Below are 2,277 nucleotides of genomic sequence, written 5' to 3' on the forward strand. Positions count from 1 at the left end.
TGCGGTCCTGCGGTCCTGCGGCCCCGGGAGCCTGGGGGTGTGTCTGGGGGTGGCTCTTCGGTTGGCTTTGGGTCGGTGAGAGGCAGGTAAAAAGGGTGGTCGGGATGGTGGTCGTCGCGGTCGGAGAGGGGTTCGGCTTGGCAGACTGGGGCGGTGCCTCAGACCGTGTTGCTTGCTGAAGACGACCGAGCCATCCGCCATGCCCTGGAGCGGGCGCTGACGCTGGAGGGGTATCAGGTCACGGCGGTGGCGGACGGTGTGGAAGCGCTGGCGCACGCGCACAAGTCGCCGCCGGACGTGCTGGTGCTCGATGTGATGATGCCGGGTATTGATGGACTTCAGGTGTGTCGGGTGCTGCGGGCCGAAGGGGATCGGACGCCGATTCTGATGTTGACCGCGCTCGTGGAGACCGCTGATCGGATTGCCGGGCTTGATGCGGGGGCCGATGACTATGTCGTCAAGCCCTTCGATGTCGAGGAGGTTTTTGCGCGGCTCCGTGCGTTGATGCGGCGCAGCGGCGCGGGTGCCGGGCCCGCCGCACCGGCCAGTGCCGTCGCCGCGCCGAAGGAGCCCCCCGTGTCCGACCGGCACATCGAGGCCGCGGGCCTGCGGATGGACCCCCAGGCCCGCCGGGCCTGGCGTGGCGGGCGGGAACTGGAATTGACGCGGACCGAATTCGAGCTGCTTGAGCTGCTGGTGCGGAATTCGGGGATCGTGCTGGACCACTCCACCATTTACGACCGTATCTGGGGATACGACTTCGGCCCCGGTTCGAAGAATCTCGCCGTCTATGTGGGATATCTGCGGCGGAAACTCGACGAGCCCGGTGCCCCTCAGCTGATTCACACCGTCCGGGGTGTGGGGTACGTCCTCAGGGAGGACTGAGTGGACCGGCTGCGCCGGCTGCTGGCGCGCCGGCGCCCGGGGCTGGCCGCGCTGGGTACGACGTTCGCCGTGTCGTTCGCGGCGGTCACCGCGGTCGTGACGATGCTGGTCGGCATCCTGTCGTACAACGCCGCCGCGCGGCTCGTCCGGGTCGACCAGCAGTCCGTGTTCAGCGAGGTCGTCCAGGACCTGCGCGACGAGGTCCGGCAGCAGAAGATGACGCCGGAGGACTTCTCGTCGTCGGCGCCGGGCCACGACCTGGTGCGGCCGGCGCGGACGAACGTACAGGTGCTCGGGCCCGGCGGCGATGTCGTCGACCTCGGCCAGCCGAAGCTGCCCGTCACCGACGCGGACCGGAAGATCGCGGCGGCCAAGGTCTCCGGAACGCTCGTCGAGCACAAGGACGTCGACGTCGGCGACGACGTCTACCGCGTCGCGACCGTCTCCCTCGGGCGCGGCTGGGGCGCCGTCCAGGTCGCCCAGGAGTTCAGCGGTACGGAGGACCTGCTGCGCAACCTCCAGCAGCGCACCTTCTTCCTCATGGGAATCGTCGTCACCGCCGCCGGTCTGTTCGGCTGGTGGCTGGCCCGCCGGATCACCCGGCGCCTCGTCGTCCTCACGATGGCCGCGGAGGACGTCGCCCGGACCCGCCGGCTGGGCATCCAGGTCCCGGTCACCGGGTACGACGAGGTCGGGCGGCTCGGCCGCGCCTTCGACCGCATGCTCGGGCGGCTCGCGCAGTCCGAGGAGGACCAGCGGCGGCTCGTCCAGGACGCCGGGCACGAGCTGCGTACGCCGCTCACCTCCCTGCGTACGAACATCTCCCTGCTGCGCCGGATAGACGAACTCCCGCTCTCCACACGGGAGGAGCTCGTCGCCGATCTCGGGCAGGAGGCGCGTGAGCTGACCGATCTCGTCAACGAGCTCGTCGATCTCGCGGCGGGGCAGTCCGACACCGAGCCGCCTCAGCGGGTCGACCTCGCGGACATCGCCGAGGAGGTCGCCGGGGTCGTACGGCGGCGCAGCGGGCGGGACGTCGTCGTACGCGTCAGCGGGGACACGACCACCGACGGGCGGCCCGGGCTGTTGCAGCGGGCCGTCTCCAACCTGGTCGAGAACGCCGCGAAGTTCGACCGGGAGGGGAAGGCGCCGATCGAGGTCAGCGTCACCGGGCCCGCCCGGCCCGGGACCGTGCGCGTCGAGGTGCTCGACCGGGGGCCCGGGATCGCGGAGGACGACCTCACGCGGGTGTTCGACCGGTTCTACCGGGCGGCTGACGCGCGGTCGTTGCCGGGGTCGGGGCTGGGGCTGTCGATCGTGCGGGAGGTGGCGTTGTCCCACGGCGGGACGCCGTACGCGCATCGGCGGGCCGGGGGCGGGTCGGTGATCGGG

2 protein-coding genes are annotated in these 2,277 nt (G+C 70.9%); both read left to right on the forward strand.

Annotated features, from left to right (window positions below; all coding sequences use genetic code 11):
• Positions 1–153 precede the first annotated feature (153 nt).
• Entirely contained in the window at positions 154–885 is a 732-nt protein-coding gene (locus tag AOK24_RS29045) for a response regulator transcription factor (RefSeq protein ID WP_055723015.1), read from the forward strand.
• A partial coding sequence (locus AOK24_RS29050) for a sensor histidine kinase (RefSeq protein WP_055723016.1) occupies positions 886–2,277 on the forward strand: 1,392 nt, incomplete at its 3' end. It lies immediately after the preceding gene.

It is taken from the genome of Streptomyces niveiscabiei, assembly GCF_001419795.1.
Taxonomy (GTDB): domain Bacteria; phylum Actinomycetota; class Actinomycetes; order Streptomycetales; family Streptomycetaceae; genus Streptomyces; species Streptomyces niveiscabiei.